This window comes from Micromonospora orduensis (assembly GCF_006228125.1).
GTDB classification, from domain to species: Bacteria; Actinomycetota; Actinomycetes; order Mycobacteriales; family Micromonosporaceae; genus Micromonospora; species Micromonospora orduensis.
Genome location: NZ_VDFY01000117.1, coordinates 13,270 through 30,035, shown reverse-complemented (window position 1 = coordinate 30,035; position 16,766 = coordinate 13,270). Strand labels below are relative to the sequence as shown.

Genomic DNA, 16,766 nt, shown 5'->3' with positions numbered 1-16,766 from the left:
CGGGGGGCGCTCAGTCAGTATGCAGCAGGTATGCTCAGAGTATGACTCGCCGCATCACGATCAGCCTGCCCGACGACGTGGCTGCTTACGTCGAGCGCACCCAGGGCAACACGTCCGGTTTCATCGCCGGGATCCTCCGTCGGAAGATGCGCGCCGACAGTCTCCGTGCGAGGTGGGCGCAGCTTGGCTACGTGGTCACCGACGAGGACGTCGAAAGGACCCGGGCTCGCCTGGCGGCTCTCCCGCCGATCAGTGACGAGCAGCATGCCCGCAATCTCGAGTGGCTTCGCCAGTTCGACGATGAGGGGACTGCAGCCGCGTGAACGGCCTGGTCCTCGACACCTCTGCTCTTCTCGCCTACGCCTCGGGGACCAGCGTCGAACCTGGTGCCATGCTGACCCTCGCGGAGGAAGACCCGGAGCAGCAGGTGTGGGTCCCCGCCCTTTGCCTGGGGCAGGCGCAGCTCGAACTGGCGGGCACTGCAGCCGCCACCATGCTTGACCTGTTGTTCACGGAGGACCGCGACACCCAGGTAGCGGTCTACGACGCGGCCACGAGCCGACGGGTTGCCCGTATCGCCGCGCGTTCACACGTGTCGCTGGATGTCGCGCACGCTGTCGCGACCGCCGCACTCTACCGCTGCTATCTGGTCACCCGAGACCCGAAGATCGTGTCGCCGGTGATGCCCCCGGGGCTGGAAATCCTCGACATCAGTCAGACCTGGGACTAACGCTCAGGCGGCATGCCGACATGGCGTGGATGGTGGTCACTCGTCGGGGATAGTGGCGAGGGTGGCGAGGTTGATCGACGAGGGCGATGACCCGTACCTCTGGCTGGAAGATCTTGATGGCGCGGACGCCGTCGGGTGGGTGCGGGACCGCAACGCGGAGACCACCGCCGCGTTGACCGGAGGCGAGGCGTTCGCCGGGTTGCGGGCCGAGATCCGGCAGGTGCTCGATGCCGAGGACCGTATTCCCTATCCGGGGTGGCGCGGGGATCACCTCTACTACGACTTCTGGAAGGACGCGTCGCGCCCGCGTGGGGTCTGGCGGCGGACGACGCTCGATGAGTACCGCCGGCCTGAGCCGGAGTGGGACATGCTGCTCGACGTCGACGCGTTGGCGGCGGAGGAGGGCGAGAACTGGGTCTGGAGCGGGGTGACGGTGCTGCGGCCCGGCTATGAGCGCTGCCTGATCAGCCTGTCCCGGGGCGGCGCCGACGCCGTCGTGGTGCGCGAGTTCGACCTGCTCCGCCGGGCTTTCGTCGAGGACGGCTTCACGCTGCCGGAGGCGAAGACCCGGGTCTGCTGGATCGACGCGGACAACATCTACGTCGGCACCGACTTCGGGCCGGGGTCGCTAACCTCCTCCGGGTACCCACGGGTCGCGAAACGCTGGCGGCGAGGCACGCCGCTGTCGGCGGCCGACACGGTGCATGAGGGGCGGCCGGAGGACGTCGCGGTGTTCGCCTCGCACGATCCAACCCCTGGGTTCGAGCGCGACTTCGTCGTTCGCAGCCTGGACTTCTATCGCACCCAGAGCTACCTGCTGGCCGGGGCGGGCGAACTGACCCGGATCGAGGTGCCGGAGGACGCCTGGTGGGACGTACACCGGGAGTGGCTTTTGATCCGGCTGCGCTCGCCGTGGCCGGTCGGTGGGGTGACCCATCCCGCCGGCGTTCTGCTGGCGACCCGATTCGAGGCGTTCCTCGCTGGCCAGCGGGAGCTGGCGGTGCTCTTCCGGCCCGACGCTCGCACGGCGCTGAGCTCTTACGTCTGGACCCGGAACCATCTGATCCTGGCCACCCTCGTCGACGTGCGGAGCCGGCTGGAGGTGCTGACGCCCGGCGAGACGGGTTGGCGGCGGGAGCCGCTCGCGGGGGTGCCGGATTTCGACCACAGCCGGATCGTGGAGACCGACCCGGACCACGACGACGCCTACCTGCTCACCTCCGAAGGGTTCCTGCAACCGGCGACGCTGCGGCTCGGCCAGGTCTGCGGCACGGTCGAGACGCTGAAGCGGGAGCCGGCGTTCTTCGACGCGGACGGCCTGGCGGTACGCCAGTTCTTCGCCACCTCGGCCGACGGAACCCGAGTGCCGTACTTCGTGGTGGGCGACCCGGCTGCGCCCGGCGGGCCGACGCTGCTCACCGGGTACGGCGGCTACGAGGTCTCGCTGACCCCGCACTACAGCGGGATCATCGGGCAGGGCTGGCTGGCCAGGGGCGGCAGCTACGTGGTGGCGAACATCCGCGGCGGCGGCGAGTACGGCCCCGAGTGGCACCGCGCCGCGCTGCGGGAGAACCGGCCCCGGGCGTACGAGGACTTCGCGGCGGTGGCGGCCGACCTGGTGACGCGTGGGATCACCACGCCGGAGCGGTTCGGCATCGAGGGCGGCAGCAACGGCGGGCTGCTGACGGGGGTGATGCTGACCCGCTACCCGAAGCTGTTTGGGGCGGTCGTCGCGCACGTGCCGGTGCTGGACATGCGGCGCTACCACCGGCTGCTGGCCGGAGCCTCGTGGATGGCCGAGTACGGCGACCCGGACGACCCGGCCGACTGGGCCTACCTGCGGGAGTACTCGCCGTACCACAAGATCCGCGGCGGACGGCCGTACCCGCCGGTCCTGCTCGTCACATCGACCCGCGACGACCGGGTGCATCCGGCGCACGCTCGCAAGATGGCGGCCCGCCTGCGCGAGCACGGCCACGACGTGGCGTACTACGAGAACGTCGAGGGTGGGCACGGCGCGGCGGCGAACAACGAGCAGCGGGCCTTCGTGTGGGCGCTGACGCTGGAGCTCCTGTGGTGGAAGCTGACCGGACAACCGCATGCGCCCCTACCGCGCCAGGTCTCGCCGGACGACTCGGTTGAGCCGGCCGGCCGTACACTCTGGCGGTGATCGAGCTGAAGGCGCTTCAGGCGCAGGTCAAGACCCTGGTGGAGGACCTGCGCCGGCAGGTCGCGGAGGCGCCGGGCCTGCGGGCGAAGCTGCGCCAGGAGTACGCCCAGGCGAAGGCCGCCGAGCGGGTCGGCGGCAGCTTCGAGACCTGGCTCGACGACGTGCTCGACCAGGCGGCGGTGGCCTGGGTGCTCGGCTGTGTGTTCGTCCGGTTCTGCGAGGACAACGAGCTGGTCGAGAAGCTGTGGATCGGTGGTGCCGACCCGGCCGCGCCGGCCGAGCGGGCGGTGCAGCACCGGCAGGCGTACCTGATCGCCAACCCTCGGGAGAACGACCGGCACTGGCTGCGGGAGGCGTTCGGCTACCTGGCCGAACTCAAGGCCACCGGCAAGATCTTCGACCAGCACAACCCGGTCTGGCGGTTCGCCATCTCCGGCCCGGCCGCGGAGGAGCTGAGCGACTTCTTCCGGCGGGGCGCGGGGCAGGAGTCGCTGCGCCGCGATGACCTGAACACCCGCTTCCTGGGCGACCTCTACCAGGACCTGTCGACGCACGCGAAGAAGACATACGCGCTGTTGCAGACGCCGGAGTTCGTGGAGGAGTTCATCCTCGACCGCACCTTCGAGCCGGCGGTCAAGGAGTTCGGCCTCGCCGCGACCAGCGTGATCGACCCGACGTGCGGCTCCGGCCACTTCCTGCTCGGCGCGTTCCACCGGCTCGTTCGCAAGTGGCAGCACCGGGAACCGGCCACCGATATCAAGGTGCTCGCCGAGCGGGCGCTCGGCCAGGTGACCGGCGTCGACATCAACCCGTTCGCGGTGGCGATCTCCCGCTTCCGGCTGCTGATCGTCGGGATGAAGGTGTGCGGACTGACCAAGTTGGAACGGACGCCGGAGTGGCCAATCCGGGTGGCGACCGGCGACACGCTGCTGCCGTGGGGGGCGTTCAGCTCCCGCGCTCAGGGCGACCTGCTCGCCGAGATGGAGGGCCGGGAGGTATTCGCGTACGAGAGCGAGGACGCCGACCTACTCAAGGACTACCTGGCCGAGAACCAGTACACGGTGGTGGTCGGCAACCCGCCCTACATCACCGTCTCCGACAGCGCCCGCAACCAGCTCTACCGCAGCATCTACCCGACCGTCTGCCACCGGCAGTACGCACTGACGGTGCCGTTCGCCAAGCGCTTCTTCGATCTCGCGAAGCGGTCGGATGAGCACGGTGAGGGGGCAGGGTACGTGGGCCAGATCACCGGGAACGCCTTCATGAAGCGCGAATTCGGCAAGAAGCTCATCGAAGGCTACTTCGCCCACGAGGTCGAGCTGACCGAGGTGATCGACACCTCCGGCACCTACATTCCAGGTCATGGCACGCCGACGGTGATTCTCGTCGGCCGGGCCAACAAGCGCCGCCGTGCGGCAACGCTGCGAACGGTCCTCGGAGTGCGAGGCGAGCCGTCGGCGCCCGAGATTCCCGCCGACGGTTTGGTGTGGCAGGCGGTCGTCCGGCAGGTCGACCTCCCAGGGTCAGAGTCGGAGTGGATCACCGTTGCGGACCTCGGTCGATCCCAGTTGAGCAGCCATCCGTGGAGCCTGTCGGGTGGCGGCGCCGCCGGGCTGATGGAGTTCCTGACTCGAGCGCCCAGCCGCTTTTCGGAGGTGGTCAACGAGATCGGCTTCGGCGCGGTGACCCGTGAAGATAGCGCCTACATGGTCGGTGCCGGACCGCTGCGGCGAGCCGGTATACCCGGAGCTCAGCAGCGCCCGCTCGTCGAGGGGGAAGTGAGTCGCGACTGGGCAATCTCCGATCCAGTCATGTCCCTCTGGCCCTACCGCGAGGAGACTTTCGATTCGGTTGCCACTCCGTCGATGCGGAGGTTGCTTTGGCCGATGAAGTCCACCCTTGCCCAGCGGGTCGCTTATGGGGAAACCCAACTCGAACGTGGCCTCACCTGGTTTGAGTACTCCATGTTCTTCGCCAAGCGGTATCGAGTACCGCTGTCGATCGCCTTTGCGTTCGTGGCTACGCATAACCATTTTGTGCTGGATCGGGGCGGGAAGGTCTTCAAGCAGTCGGCTCCGGTGATCAAGTTGCCGGAGGGGGCGACGGAGGACGATCACCTGCGGCCGCTCGGGGTGTTGAACAGCTCGACCGCTTGCTTCTGGCTGAAGCAGGTTAGCCAGCCTAAGGCAGGCGGCGGCGTCGGACGTGGCATGCAAGACGAAGCATGGGAAGAGCGCTACGAGTTCACCGGAACGAAGTTGCAAGAGTTCCCGCTGCCGGCGGCGTACCCGTTGGAGCGGGCGCGGGAGCTGGATGGGCTGGCGCAACGGCTCTCCAGCCTGACGCCGGCAGCGGTTACCGCGTCGGGGGTGCCTACTCGGCAGCGGCTCGCGGAGGCTGAGGCGGAATACCAGTCCGTGCGGGCGCGGATGATTGCGCATCAGGAGGAGCTGGACTGGGAGGTCTACCGGCTGTACGGGTTGATCGACGAGGACCTGACTTGCGCGAACCCGCCCAAGTTGGCGCTGGGCGAGCGGGCCTTCGAGATCGTCCTGTGCAAAAGCGAGGCGCGAACAGCCTGGTTTGACCGGCACGAGTCCAAGCCGATCGACCAGCCGCAGCCGCACTGGCCGGCGGAGTACCGATCCCTGGTTGAGAAGCGTATTGCCACTATTGCGTCAAACCGATACATCGGGCTGATCGAGCGGCCGGAGTGCAAGCGGCGTTGGTCGCAAAAGCGGGACAAGCAGAGATGGGGATGGGCTGAGCAGGAAAAGGCAGCGTTGCAGGATTGGCTGCTCGATCGGTTGGAGGCACCGGAGTTGTGGGGCGGGCAGCCGACGCCGCTGTCGGTGGCGCAGCTCGCGGACCGGGTCGGCCATGATCAGGACTTCCGGGCGGTGCTGGACCTGTGGGTCGGACACGACAACTACGACCTGACCAGGACGTTGGGCCTGCTGATCGCTGATGAGCATGTGCCGTACCTGCCGGCGCAGCGCTACAAGCCGTCCGGGCTGCGCAAGCGGGCGCAGTGGGAGCGGACCTGGGCGTTGCAGCGCCGGGAGGATGCGGGGGAGAAGGTCGAGATCGAGGTGCCGCCGAAGTACGCCTCGGCGGACTTCGTCCGGCCGTCGTACTGGCGGGCGCGCGGCAAGCTCGACGTGCCGAAGGAGCGGTTCATCTCCTACCCCCAGGCGGGGCGGGACAGCGACGGCAGTGAGCTGCTCGGTTGGGCCGGGTGGGATCACCTGGCCCAGGCACAGGCGCTCGCCACCGTCTACCTTGACCGGAAGACGCAGGAGGCGTGGCCGGCGCACCGGCTACTGCCGCTGCTCGCCGGGCTGGTCGAGATCGAGCCATGGCTGCACCAGTGGCACTCCGGGGACCACCCGACGTTCCCCGGGTCGCCCGCCGAGTTCTTCACCGACTTCATCAACGCCGAGCTGTCCCAGCTCAGCTCCGACCGCTCAGCGCTGGCGCTACTGCGCGGCGTGCCGGAGCTTCCGTGACTTTGGCGAGCGCCAGCGTGAATACCCAAGTCAATCCCTGTCAAAGTTGGCGGGCGCATGCGGGCGGTGTGTAGACTTGAATCAAACGACATGATCATGATTCACTGCTTGGGGGTAGGTCATGGCCAGGGTCGATGTAGGTGTGTCGATTGAGCGTGCCAGGGTGGCTGCCGGCCTCAGTCAGCGAGCCCTTGCGGACCGGACGGGAATTTCCCAGGCCACCCTGTCACGGATAATCTCCGGCGACCGGGCGGCGAAGATCCCCGAGATTGTGGCGATTGCATGGGCGACGGGGCATACGGTGGCCCAGCTCACCGGGGCGCAGACGGTTGCCGACCGCGCCCAGTACGCGGCTCGGGCCACCAACGGTTCGGGGATGGAAGAGATGCGTCAGGCGCTTCTGCACTTCCTGGAGCTGGACGACTACCTCGATGAGCAGGCCATCCCGGCCACGATCTGACCTTGGTGGAAGACCGTGAACGCTGAAGCCGAAGGGTGTGCTGCTGCCACCCTCTTCCGCAGAGAGCACCGCTTGGGCGTGCAGCCTCTGGGTGATCTCATTGCGATCATCGAGCAGGCGACTGGGATTGATGTGGCCGTGCTCGATGCCGGACCGGACGAGCACGGCCTGACGATGCGAGACCCGAAGCGCAACACGATGTTCATCGGGGTTGCCCGCTCCCGGAGACCGATTCGGCAGCGCAGCACGCTTGCTCATGAGCTCGGCCACGTGCAGTTCGGAGACTGGGCGGACGCCGACGCGGGCGACCTGAGCGCTCGGTCCCCTGCCGAGATCCGGGCCGATGCCTTCGCCAGGCACCTGCTTCTCCCCGTGGACGGCCTCCGGGATTTCCTCGGCGACCGAGAGCAGGCAGCGACGCGGTCCACCCTCTCCGTGGTCGTCCAGCGATTCCTGGTCTCACCCGCCGTCGCAGCCATCGCGCTGCACCAGGGCGGGTACATCAACGTCACCACCAAGGCGGAGTGGATGGCCCTCTCCACACCCCAGCTTGCGGTGCGCTTCGGGTGGATCGACCAATACCACGCACTGCAGGCCGACTCCGACAAGCGGCGGGCTCCGCAACGTCTGCTCGCCCGCGCGACCAAGGGCTACGTGGAGGGTGTGCTCCCCGTGCAGGCCATCGCCAACCTGCGTGGCATCGCCGCAGAGACCGCCGAAGCGGAGCTGCGGGAAGCGGGCGTGGTGCCTGTCGACCGTCCGATCGCCTGGGCCGATCCCGCTGAGCTGCCGGAGGTTCCGATCGACCTGGCGGCGCTGGACGAGGACCTGAGCGCGCCAGACGACCCGCCGGACCGGACGATCGAGACAGACGCACGATGAGCGAACGGCCGATCATTGACGCTGGGCCCAGCCTGAATTTCCTCTCGATAAACCGAGAGCGGCTCCTGATCGGCATTCTCGGCCCGCTCAGCGCCCCGGAGACGGTCCAGTCGGAGGTCATGCGCAAGTCTCGGGACGACCCGCGCTTCCGTTCTGCCGCGACAGTGTGGCGAAAGCTGGCACCGCGCTGGCTACAGATTCTCTCCGACGACGAGACACCCGAACTCGCCGCAGTGGTCCACCGGATCACCCGGCAACCCATGCACGAGCGGCTGAAGCAGTCGAGAGACCTGGGGGAGGTAATGGTAGTGGCGCACGCTGTGGTCGCTGCCGAAGCTGGCGAGTCGATGACCGTGCTCATTGACGATGGGGCAGGAGCGCGCCTCGCCACCTCGGAAGTAGGCCGACTGCAACGGCTTCGAGCTCAAGGCCGTGCGGTGGGATCGATCAGGCTGGTGAACACGCTGACAGTCCTGGAACGCGCAGCAGGCAGCGAGCACATCCCGGACAAGACTGCGATGCGCGACGTCTACGAGCGGCTACGCGGTCTCGATGACGGCCTGCCGCCGGTCGATACGACGAACCTCATGTCGACCGCCTGCTGGCGGTAAGCGGCCGCAGTCGAGCCAGCGGGCCGTAACCACACGACGGCGTTCCCGGCAGCCTTCTCGTGTGGGGCTATCTCGGGTTGATGTATGTGCCTCATCCGGTGCGCGCGCTATCGACCACAGGGCGGGTCGTGACGCCCGAGTTGGCGGGGCTCGCTGTCTCAGCGTTCGCAGTATCCGTCTACAAAGGTCGACGATCTGGGCCAATCGTCGGGGCCTGTGGGGTCACGTACGCAAGATCGGTGAGCCAAGATCTTTAGCTGTACCGATCAACGCGTAGCTTCCTCGCCTGCTCCATGCGGGAGGCAGCGCGACGAGACTGCCGGGAGACCCCTCAACGTGATCAACAAGTTCGCCGGACGCTGTGGCAGGTGCGGGCAACGGGTGGCAGCCGGAGCCGGACAGGCCCTCAGGCTCGGCGGCCGTTGGAGTTCGTTCCACCAGGCCTGCGCGCCGGTCCAAGCCGCGCCGCCGGTGGGAGATCACCGCGGGTGGCACGACATGCCCGTCGTCGGTTTCGACATTGAGGGCACTGACGGCGAGCCACAGGACACGCGGATCGTGTCCGCGGCGTTGGTGTACGCCGACGGCACGGCCAGGACCTGGCTGATCAATCCGGGGGTGCCGATTCCGGCGGACGCCATCGCCATCCACGGCATCACCGACGAGCTGGTGCGCGACGCCGGGGCGGCACCCCGTGAGGCGTTGGCCGAGCTCAGCACCGAGATCGCCAAGCTGATCGTGAACGGCACACCGCTCGTCGCCTTCTGCGCTCACTACGACGTCACGGCGCTCCACACCGAGTTGGCCCGGCACGGTCTGCCGGCGGTGGAATGGGAGCGGGCCAGCATCATCGATCCGTCGATCCTGCACCGGGAGGTTGAGCCCGACTGGTCCGGAGGGTGGCGGCTGGGCGACCTCTCTAGGTACTACGAGGTCGAGTTGACCACCGCCCACGATGCCGCGAGCGATGCGCGGGCAGCTGCCGAGATGGCGGTATCAATCGCGGCCCGCCATGCACGGATCGCCGGGATGCGACCCGACGACCTCCACCGGGCGCAGGTCACCTGGTACGCCGAGCAGAAGCGCGAGCTTCAGGCCTACTACGACAGGCAGGGGCGGGACGAGCAGGTGAGTCTGCAGTGGCCGTTGGAGACCAAGCGACGCCGGTAAGCGTCCAGCTGCGCGGCGCACCAGCTACCCGCGCGGCCTCCGGGCCGCGCGGGTGAAACGCCCATCCGGTACGCCTCCGGTCGCACGTCGACGTCGAGCCAGGATTTCTCATAGAGGGCGCGGCGTACCGCCGTCGCCAATTTCTTGTCCGACCTCACGGCGTAGTCGCCCGGGCTGGTGAGTGCTGCCATAAGGCTGGCAGGGGAAGGCGCCATGGAGTGACCTGTCTGGACCAGGGGTGGATGTGTCGTCAGCGAGCTCTAGAGCTGTCCGCGCCGGCTCTTGGTGCCCCATCGCTTGCACTCTTCCCGTTGCATCTCCCAGAACCGGGTGCTGGTGGCCTGAGCCTCTGCAGTGATCCGCTCACCGAGCGGATCAGCCTTACCGTTGACCCGGAAGTAGCCGGCACCGGGGAAGCCCTTGCGTTGCCCAGCGACGTGGACGACCAGGGCGTCCAGCGGCGGCAGCTGCCGTTCCTGGCAGCGGTAGTGAAAGGACGCCATGAACTCGGTGACCAGATGGGAGTCGCCGCCCATGTGAAGGTACTGCGGAGCTGGTAGGCCAGCGGCCTCGAAGACCCGGGAGTAGGAGACTGTCTGCCCCCGATCCTCTGCGCCGTTCTTGATCACGAAGTCAAGCGCCGCGTTCAGTTGATCAACAGTGAACTCATGGGAGGGGCTCATGAAGGCACGATACTGGCAAAGACGACCATCATTGATTGTCCCTACGCCTTGTTCGCGCTGACTGAATGCCTGACGCGACCGCGCAAGGAGTAAGTGCAGCTCGTGGCACATGCGCTATGTTGCAGCGGGCCGGGTTCGAGACTGCAGTTGGTGCTGATGTTGTCGAGTCAGGTGCGGGGCCAGCAGATGCGGCAGGCCGGCTTACCTCGGTCTTGTGCGGCGGCAGCGCTGACAGTCTCGACCTCGTTGACCCTGCGACCCTTCTTCTGCGCCTGTCGCACGCCCTGTCGGTAGCCGGGACAGTCAGTATCCCGATGGAAGGTCCGCCCCCCTGTGGTGACTACGCCGCGCGTCCCACCGGGTGGCCACGGATTTTCGAGTTGCACGGGCACGGCTTGGGCATCCTTCCTGCCCTTCTGACCACTGCGCCTGCCGTTGCGTCGATCGCTCATCCCCACGGATCGATTCTTGCGACCGATGCGGGCGGCGTCGAGTCCTCGACCCGAGGCGATCCTGCCGCCTCCGACGTGCCTCGGAGGCGGCAGGGTTGACGATCAGTCGCTCAGCGTCTCGCCCTTGACGCCCTCCACGAAGGCGACCCACGCCTTTGGCTCGATGGTCAGCACCGCGCCGGTCCGGTCCTTGCTGTCCCGCAGCCCCACGATGCCGGGGAGGTTGTCGGCGACCTCGACGCAGTTGCCGCCGTTGTTGCTGCGGCTCGACTTGCGCCAGGCGGCACCGGTCAGGTCAGGCACGGGAGTACTCCTCTGCGACTTGCTGGATCAGGCTCTTCGATCGGGACTCGTTGAGAGCGCGGCCCGTCATATCGGCCCAGATGGTGTTGTAGGCGGCGGTCTCGTGCGGCTTGTCGAGGTAGATCGCGCCGGTCGCGGCCTCCAGGTACGCCACCGGCGGCTCCACCTCCTTGCCGCTGCTGTCTCGGGGGAACTCCAGGATCGAGAAGGCTCCGGTCATCGCTCCGGCGTGCAGCCCGGCAGAAAAAGTCAGCACCTGGACGGTTACATTCGGTAGCTCCGCGGCCTTCAGGATCTGGTGCAGTTGCTCGGCCATGATCGTGGCGCTGCCGACCGGTCGGCGCAACACCGCCTCGTTGATTATCACGCTGAGTTGCGGTGCTGAAAACCGAGTAAGGAGTGCCTGTCGCTCGACCCGGAGCTGGACAGCTCGCTGTTGCTCGTCAGTGTCTCCCACGTTGATCGAGCCACCGGGCATCTTGAAGACCTGCTCGGCGTAGGCGCGGGTCTGAAGCAGGCCGGGAACCAGCTCGGCCTCGTACTGCCGGATTCCGGACGCCGCCGCTTCGAGACCGATGTAGAGCTGAAACCAGCGCGGCAGGCCGGAGCCCACGTAGTCATGCCACCAGTTCTTGTTCTCCCGCGTCGCTGCCGTCAGGGCGAGCAGCAGCTCGCTGTCCTCAGCGGAGGCGCCGTAGAGATCGAGCATCTGCTGCACGTCAGCCTGTCGGAAGCGGACGTGCTCGGCGCCGTTTTCGATCCGGTGCAGCGTCGCGCGGGCTCGGTCCAAGCGGTCGGCGGCCTGTTCCATCGTCAGTCCCGCCGCCTTACGGAGCGACTCGAACTTGCGTCCGATCTGCCGCCGCAACATGGTCGAGCCCGTCACTGCCTGTGACACTCTCCGCCTCCGACTGTGGTTATCCGTCAACAGCTGCCCGTCCAATTGAAGCGCCGTGGTGTCTCACAAGCAATAGACACATCACAGTCAGTATCTCTCATCAGCAAAGCCGCTCGTCGGACGACGCTATTGAGATGTTGCAATTGCATGTGCCCAGTGCTTCACTGCCTGTGCGGCCACTGTGGAGTTCTCGCTGCTCAGCGGCCATGCGTGCCCTGCTGTCGTACTGCTCATTGAAGGCTGCGATGGCAGGTGCCGGGGTGGGTCCGTCGGTGCGCGGCGGGCCGATGGGCCCGCCCCTTCCACAGGTCAATCTCGACGGTTGAGAGGCAGGTCCTGTCATGCGCGTCTTCTTCCGGCGTGCCCGGCGTCGTCAGCGGTCGGTCAGCGGGCCGACCTGCTACCGCTCGGCGGCCTACCATCCGTTGCGCCCCTGGCAGGTGCGGGAGCGAGGCTTCCGGCCGACCCCGTTCGGGCGGCGTGGGCTCGACCCGCAGGAGGTGCGGGAGTTCCTCGACCGGGTCGCCGGTGACCTGGCCGTCGTCTACGACGCGCTCGCGCAGAGCCGCCGGGAGACCGACCGGGTCAAGGACGCGAACGCGCTGCGCCGCTGGCAGTCCGAGCAGGCCCGCGCCCGCAACGAGCGGGGGTACGACCAGTGACTGAGCGCTGGGTCATCCACCTGCCGGTGGTCGTGAACGACCTGGTCTCCGCCCAGCGGCTCGCCCGGGTGGTGGCGCACTGGACGCACGTCCTGCCGCAAACGGAGCCAGGCGGCACCACTGTGTCGGCCGAGGACGACCAGAACGTACGCCACTGGGTCTTTTGCGACCGACTCATGCCGGGCGGCCGGCGGTGTCTGCTCCGGCCCGACCACGACGGTGAGTGCTCCCGGCGGTTCCGGCGGCGGTGAGCGCGGCCAAACGGATCTCCTGATCGTCCGGCCGGCGGCTGGGACCTGCGGCGATGACACCTTAGGATCGGCGGGTTGCCGGTGACGCCGGCGTCACGGGGAGCTGGTGGGGGGCGAGGAGCGGCGATGACTCTGTTGCGGGACGTGATCGAGATTCCGACCTCGGTCGGTGACGGCGACTTCGTCGTCCGCGCCGCCGAGGGCGCCGACCTGCGCCGCTATGTGGTCACCGACCAGCTTCGGGACAACTTCGCCGAGGCGCTGCGCCGCATCGGCCACGCGGTCACCACCGGTCGCTCCCAGGCAATGTTCCTGCACGGCTCGTTCGGCTCCGGCAAGTCGCACTTCATGGCGGTGCTGCGGGAGATCCTCCAGCACAACCCGGCCGCCCGCGAGGTGCGTGGCCTGGCCGAGCCAGTCCTCGCCGCCGACCCCTGGTTGCGCGACCGGAGGCTGCTCACCCTCACCTTCCACATGCTCGACGCGCGCTCCGTCGAGCAGGCCGTCCTGGAGGGCTACCTCAACCAGATCACCGCGCTGCACCCTGAGGCGCCCGTCCCCGCCGTACACCGGTCGGACGCGATGCTCGACGACGCCGCCCGGCTGCGCGAGCGGATGGGCGACGACGCCTTCTTCGCGGCGCTGCGCGACGGTGGCGGCGCACCCGCGGCCGGCGGCGGCCTCTCACTCGCCGCGCTGCGCGCCCAGGCCGACGGCTGGACCCCGCAGAGCTACGCCGCCGCTGCGGCGGCGGCGCCCGGCACCGAGCAGCGGGACCGGCTGGTCAGTGCGCTGACCAGCACGTTCTTCACCGGTGCGGTCCGCAGCGGGGAGTACCTCGACCTGGACACCGGCCTCGCCGTGATCACCCGGCACGCCAAGGCCCTCGGGTACGACGCCCTGGTGCTCTTCCTCGACGAGCTGATCCTCTGGCTCTCCACCAAGATCAGCGACCACGTCTTCGTCAACACCGAGGGTGCCAAGCTCAACAAGCTCGTCGAGTCGGCCGACGCCACCCGGCCACTGCCGCTGATCTCGATCGTGGCCCGGCAGCGCAACCTGGAGGACTTCCTCGGCCCCCAGGTCGGCGGCACCGAGCGCGAGGCCCTGGCGCACGTGATGCGCAGCGTCCAGGGCCGCTTCGGCGAGATCGCCCTCGCCGACACCAACCTGCCCGAGATCACCGAGAAGCGGCTGCTCAAGCCGCTCACCGACGAGGGCCGGGCGGTCATCGACAACGCCTTCGCTGCCGTGAAGGGCAACCGGGAGGTCTGGGACGCCCTGCTGCTCGGCGCCCAGTACGGCGACGCCGGCATTGGCTCCGACGCCGCCGCCTTCCGCAAGCTCTACCCGTTCTCGCCCGCGCTGGTCGCCACCCTGGTCGCGCTCTCCCAGGCGTTGCAGCGCGAACGCACCGCGCTGAAGGTGATGACCGAGCTGCTCGTCGACCGGCGGGACACCCTCAAGGTCAACGACCTGATCGGGGTGGCCGCGCTCTTCGACCCCCTTGTCCTGCACGGCGAGCTGCCCGACCGGCCCAAACTCAAGCAGCTCTTCCAGGCCGCCCGCACCCTCTACACCCAGAAGCTGCGCCCCATCCTGCTCAACCTCAACGGCATCACCGAAGATCAGGCGGCCGGCCACCAGCAGTTCCAGCTCGACGACAAGCTGGTCAAGACGGTGCTGCTCGGCGCGCTGGTCCCCGAAGTGCCGGCCCTGCACAACCTCACCGCCGCCAAGCTGCACGCGCTGAACTTCGGCTCGATCACCTCGCCGATCCCCGGCTACGAGCGGCAGATCGTGCTCAACCGGCTCAACCGAGTCGCCGACGGCGCCGGCGAGCTGCACCTGACCAAGACCCCCGACCCGGTGGTGTCGCTCAAGCTGCACACCGTCGACTACGACAAGCTCCTCGACCTGGTCCCCGAGGACGAGGCCACCACCACCGGCGTCCGGCAGCAGCTCATCCGGGAACTGGTCACCGCCGAGATGGGCATCGCCGGCGCCGAGGGGCAGCTCGGTGAGCTGCTGCACTCCCGGGACTGGCGGGGTCGGAAGCACACCGTCCAGGTCAAGTTCGGCAACGTCCGCGACCCCGACACCATGCCGGTCTCCGCGCTGATCGCCACCGGCGAGGCGTGGCGCATCGTCATCGACTATCCGTTCGACCCGCAGGGCTACGAACGCAGCGCTGACCGCGCCCGGATCGAACGCCTGGAACGGGGCTCCCGGACGGTCTTCTGGCTGCCCTACTTCCTGACCGACGAGCTGATGGGCAAGGTCGGCCAGCTCGCCAGGATCAACTACCTGCTGGGCAACGGCACCGGCGACCGGCTCAACTCGCTGGCCGCCGACTGGCCCCTCGCCGACCGCCAGCAGGGCCGGGTCTACCTCCAGCAGCGCCAGACCCAACTGCGCGGCACGCTGATCAGCGCCATGATGCAGGCGTACGGGTCGGCCACGTCGCGCGGCTCCGACGTGCAGGACGACAGCATCGGGGTGTTCCACACCCTCGCCGAGGGCCTGCACGTCGGCGACCCCCGGGGCGGCACCCTCGCCGAGGCGTTCCACAACCTGACCGGGGAACTCCTTGCCTGGTCCTACCCGGGCCGGCCCGCCATGCCCGACGACGAGAAGCCCGTCACGCGCAGCGAGATGACCAAGATCCTGGAGTACGCCCGGCTGGCCGCCGCCGACCCTGCTCGCGGCGTCAGCGTGCCCAACCCGGTCGACCAGCGCATCCTCCGGCGCGTCTGCAACAACCTGCGCCTCGGCGAGTTGGTCGACGGCCGCTACGTGCTCAACACGAGCACCTGCCGGTGGAGCCAACACCTGCTCCAGGCCGCCGCCAACGAGGGCTACACCGACCACTTCCCGGTGCACGTGCTGCGCCGGCTCATCGACGAGCCCGCCGCGTTCGGCTTCGACCGTGAGCTGCAAAACCTGATCATCGTCGTCTTCGGGCTGGAGCAGCAGCTCGCCTGGTACCAACACGGCGGCAAGGTCGACGTGGGCAACCTCGCCCTCGTGCGCGACGAGCTGGAGCTGCGCCACCCACCTATGCCCGATGAGCAGAGCTGGGCAGGCGCGGTCCGCCGGGGCTCGGCGATCTTCGGCGGTGTGCTGCCCGTCTGGCGGACGCCGGCCAACCTCGGTGAACTCGCCGGAACGCTGCGCACGGCAGCGAGTACACGCACGAAAGCGGCGAACGACCTCGTCAAGGCGTTGGAAGCCCACGCCGACGTGCTGGGCCTGGACACGTCGGCGCCGACCGGCCGGCTCGCCACCGCCCGCCGCGCGGCCCGACTCGTGACCGAGCTGGCCGCCGAGCGCGACGACGTGGTGCTGGTTGAGACGGTTGCCCGTGCCGACCTGGGTGACGTCGACGATCAGGCCGTCGGAGAACTGCTCAGCCAGGCGGGCACCATCCTCACCGCCATGGCCCGAGGCCACCAGTGGTCCCTGCTCCAGGCGATCTCGGCCCGGGCCGCCCACGACGAGCAGGCGCAGGCGATCATCGGGCAGCTCCGGGAGGTCGCCCGGCACCAGCAGCACGGCCAGGACCTGGTGGACGCCCTCCAGACGGCAGTCGACGCGTCGGCGGCGCTGCTCGCCACCAACCCGCCGCAAGGCCGCACAGACAACAACCCCGGCGGTACGCCGAACGGCGGGGGGACGACCCCTACCGTCACGGTGCCGGGGCAGCAGCAGCCCCGTGAGTCCGACCCTGTCGAGGTGCCCGCGAATGGTGGCGTCGCCGGACCGGGTCGTACGGCTCAGATCGAGGGGCCAGGTGACTCGGGGCCGGTCGCGCTGCCCGGTGGCGCCGGGCCGATCGCGGTCGCCCAGCAGCATCGCGAGGTTGCTGACGTGGAGACCTGGGAGAAGGTCGCCGCCGAGATCGCGGCCGTCGTCACCGCCGGGCGGCGGGTCACGGTCACCTGGGAGATCCGGTGACAGCCTCGGTGGTCGGCCGCCTCGCCCA

At 68.4% G+C, this 16,766-nt stretch carries 14 protein-coding genes; 11 read left to right on the top strand and 3 right to left on the bottom strand.

Annotation, left to right across the window (positions count from 1 at the left end):
• Positions 1-41 precede the first annotated feature (41 nt).
• The 8 genes from FHG89_RS08695 to FHG89_RS08660 all read left to right on the top strand — a co-directional run bounded on the left by FHG89_RS08695 (position 42) and on the right by FHG89_RS08660 (position 9,532).
• Positions 42-323, top strand: a complete 282-nt coding sequence (locus FHG89_RS08695; RefSeq protein ID WP_139583854.1) for a hypothetical protein — start codon at positions 42-44, stop codon at positions 321-323.
• Positions 320-730 carry a type II toxin-antitoxin system VapC family toxin gene (locus FHG89_RS08690; protein WP_139583853.1) on the top strand — a complete coding sequence of 137 codons (411 nt, stop codon included), beginning with the start codon at positions 320-322 and terminating at the stop codon, positions 728-730. Before FHG89_RS08695 ends, FHG89_RS08690 begins: the two co-directional genes overlap by 4 nt.
• A gap of 61 nt (positions 731-791) precedes the next feature.
• Positions 792-2,900: a prolyl oligopeptidase family serine peptidase gene (locus FHG89_RS08685; RefSeq protein ID WP_244295278.1), complete on the top strand. Its 2,109-nt coding sequence runs from the start codon at positions 792-794 to the stop codon at positions 2,898-2,900.
• The gene (pglX, locus tag FHG89_RS08680; protein ID WP_139583851.1) at positions 2,897-6,409 is read left to right on the top strand and encodes a BREX-2 system adenine-specific DNA-methyltransferase PglX; all 3,513 of its coding nucleotides are present in this window, start codon (positions 2,897-2,899) and stop codon (positions 6,407-6,409) included. The genes FHG89_RS08685 and pglX overlap by 4 nt, the downstream gene beginning before the upstream one ends.
• A gap of 121 nt (positions 6,410-6,530) precedes the next feature.
• Entirely contained in the window at positions 6,531-6,869 is a 339-nt protein-coding gene (locus FHG89_RS08675; RefSeq protein ID WP_139583850.1) for a helix-turn-helix domain-containing protein, read from the top strand.
• 15 nt (positions 6,870-6,884) lie between these two features.
• Complete coding sequence (locus FHG89_RS08670) at positions 6,885-7,751, top strand: ImmA/IrrE family metallo-endopeptidase (protein ID WP_139583849.1); 867 nt, start codon at positions 6,885-6,887, stop codon at positions 7,749-7,751.
• Complete coding sequence (locus FHG89_RS08665) at positions 7,748-8,362, top strand: PIN domain-containing protein (RefSeq protein ID WP_139583848.1); 615 nt, start codon at positions 7,748-7,750, stop codon at positions 8,360-8,362. Before FHG89_RS08670 ends, FHG89_RS08665 begins: the two co-directional genes overlap by 4 nt.
• A gap of 498 nt (positions 8,363-8,860) precedes the next feature.
• A complete protein-coding gene (locus FHG89_RS08660; RefSeq protein WP_139583847.1) occupies positions 8,861-9,532 on the top strand; it encodes an exonuclease domain-containing protein in 672 nt (223 codons plus the stop codon).
• A gap of 260 nt (positions 9,533-9,792) precedes the next feature.
• Here FHG89_RS08660 and FHG89_RS08655 read toward each other — a convergent pair whose 3' ends face one another.
• From FHG89_RS08655 to FHG89_RS08645, 3 genes are all read right to left on the bottom strand, one after another.
• On the bottom strand, positions 9,793-10,215 hold the full coding sequence (locus FHG89_RS08655; RefSeq protein ID WP_139583846.1) for a hypothetical protein: 423 nt from the start codon (positions 10,213-10,215) through the stop codon (positions 9,793-9,795).
• Positions 10,216-10,769: 554 nt separating this feature from the next.
• A complete protein-coding gene (locus FHG89_RS08650) occupies positions 10,770-10,970 on the bottom strand; it encodes a DUF397 domain-containing protein (RefSeq protein ID WP_139583845.1) in 201 nt (66 codons plus the stop codon).
• Positions 10,963-11,841, bottom strand: coding sequence for a helix-turn-helix domain-containing protein (locus FHG89_RS08645; protein WP_208760908.1), 879 nt, complete (start codon positions 11,839-11,841; stop codon positions 10,963-10,965). Before FHG89_RS08645 ends, FHG89_RS08650 begins: the two co-directional genes overlap by 8 nt.
• 368 nt (positions 11,842-12,209) lie before the next feature.
• On the opposite strand from FHG89_RS08645, the gene FHG89_RS08640 reads away from it, so the two are divergent.
• The 3 genes from FHG89_RS08640 to FHG89_RS08630 all read left to right on the top strand — a co-directional run bounded on the left by FHG89_RS08640 (position 12,210) and on the right by FHG89_RS08630 (position 16,738).
• A complete protein-coding gene (locus tag FHG89_RS08640; protein ID WP_139583843.1) occupies positions 12,210-12,530 on the top strand; it encodes a DivIVA domain-containing protein in 321 nt (106 codons plus the stop codon).
• A complete protein-coding gene (locus FHG89_RS08635) occupies positions 12,527-12,781 on the top strand; it encodes a hypothetical protein (RefSeq protein ID WP_139583842.1) in 255 nt (84 codons plus the stop codon). Before FHG89_RS08640 ends, FHG89_RS08635 begins: the two co-directional genes overlap by 4 nt.
• A 126-nt stretch (positions 12,782-12,907) precedes the next feature.
• Positions 12,908-16,738 carry a BREX-2 system ATPase PglY family protein gene (locus FHG89_RS08630; protein ID WP_139583841.1) on the top strand — a complete coding sequence of 1,277 codons (3,831 nt, stop codon included), beginning with the start codon at positions 12,908-12,910 and terminating at the stop codon, positions 16,736-16,738.
• The last annotated feature ends 28 nt before the right edge of the window (positions 16,739-16,766 follow it).

Excerpts from the sequence above, each read along its gene's own strand:
- FHG89_RS08695 (WP_139583854.1), top strand. The coding sequence starts at position 42 with ATGACTCGCCGCATCACGATCAGCCTGCCCGACGACGTGGCTGCTTAC.
- FHG89_RS08675 (WP_139583850.1), top strand. The coding sequence starts at position 6,531 with ATGGCCAGGGTCGATGTAGGTGTGTCGATTGAGCGTGCCAGGGTGGCT.
- FHG89_RS08665 (WP_139583848.1), top strand. The coding sequence starts at position 7,748 with ATGAGCGAACGGCCGATCATTGACGCTGGGCCCAGCCTGAATTTCCTC.
- FHG89_RS08660 (WP_139583847.1), top strand. The coding sequence starts at position 8,861 with ATGCCCGTCGTCGGTTTCGACATTGAGGGCACTGACGGCGAGCCACAG.
- FHG89_RS08655 (WP_139583846.1), bottom strand. The coding sequence starts at position 10,215 with ATGAGCCCCTCCCATGAGTTCACTGTTGATCAACTGAACGCGGCGCTT.
- FHG89_RS08645 (WP_208760908.1), bottom strand. The coding sequence starts at position 11,841 with ATGTTGCGGCGGCAGATCGGACGCAAGTTCGAGTCGCTCCGTAAGGCG.
- FHG89_RS08640 (WP_139583843.1), top strand. The coding sequence starts at position 12,210 with ATGCGCGTCTTCTTCCGGCGTGCCCGGCGTCGTCAGCGGTCGGTCAGC.
- FHG89_RS08630 (WP_139583841.1), top strand. The coding sequence starts at position 12,908 with ATGACTCTGTTGCGGGACGTGATCGAGATTCCGACCTCGGTCGGTGAC.